Source organism: Alcanivorax sp. HI0083 (assembly GCF_001635175.1).
In genome coordinates this window covers 1-1089 of sequence record NZ_LWFX01000059.1, presented here as the reverse complement: position 1 = coordinate 1089, position 1089 = coordinate 1, and the positions used below count along the sequence as shown (strand labels likewise).

The window sequence follows — 1089 nt, the reverse complement described above, 5'->3', positions numbered from 1 at the left end:
GCTAACGCTGGTGCATCAAGCTCGCGCTAAAGCGGTCAACCTGTTGCGTGGTCGCCTTTCCGTTAGCGAGCAAGGTAAATCCACCGGCATTATTGCCATGTCCATCACCGGCCCCAGCAAGGCACGTATTCGCGCCATTCTGAATGCCATCGGCGAAACCTATTTGCTGCAAAACATTAAACGCATGTCCGCAGAAGCGGAAAATAGCTTGGACTTTCTGGACGAGCAACTTCCCGAAATTAAAGAAAAGCTGAATGGGGCAGAAGAAAAGCTCAATGCCTATCGCCTGAAAAGCGAATCCGTGGATTTGTCCCTGGAAACCCAGTCGGTACTGGAGCGGTTGGTGGCCATTGAGGGAAAAATCAATGAGCTGAAAATCAAGGAAAGCGAAATTTCTGCCCGCTTTACTCGTGAGCACCCGGCCTATCGCACCCTGATTCAACAGCGTGGCTCTCTCAACCAGGAAAAAGAACAGCTCAACAGTCAAATCAAAGCATTACCGGAAACCCAGCAGGAAGTCCTGCGCCTCATGCGCGATGTGGAAGTAAATCAGGAAATCTACGTGGGCCTGCTCAACAAGGTGCAGGAGCTGCGTATCATGAAAGCGGGCACGGTGGGTAGTGTTCGCATTATCGATAAGGCACTGGTACAGCCTGAGCCAGTTAAACCCAAGAAGCCGTTGGTTGCCATCCTGGCAGCTATGTTGGGTGGTATGGGGGCCGTTGGCTATGTGTTAGTTAAAGCTGCCTTCAATCGCGGCATCGAAAGCCCTGAACAACTGGAAGAGCAGGGCATCTCTGTTTATGCCTCCATTCCCTTGTCTGAGCATCAGCAGAAAGTAGATAGACTGGAGGCACTGAAGCGTCGGCGCCACAAAAAGAACAAAGAACCCATACCGTTGCTTGCGTTATCCGACCCCAACGATCTGGCAATCGAAGCCTTACGCAGCCTTCGAACCAGTCTTCACTTCGCCATGATGGAAGCCAGCAACAAGGTGCTCATGGTATCCGGCCCTAGCCCAGGGGTGGGCAAGTCCTTCGTCACCGCCAACTTGGCGGCAGTATTAGCACAAACTGGGCAAAATGTAGT

General features: G+C 52.1%; 1 protein-coding gene. It reads left to right on the top strand.

From position 1 onward, the window contains the following. Nucleotides 1-1089 (top strand): GNVR domain-containing protein (locus A3754_RS00645; RefSeq protein WP_304439764.1); only part of this gene is annotated, 1089 nt, incomplete at both ends.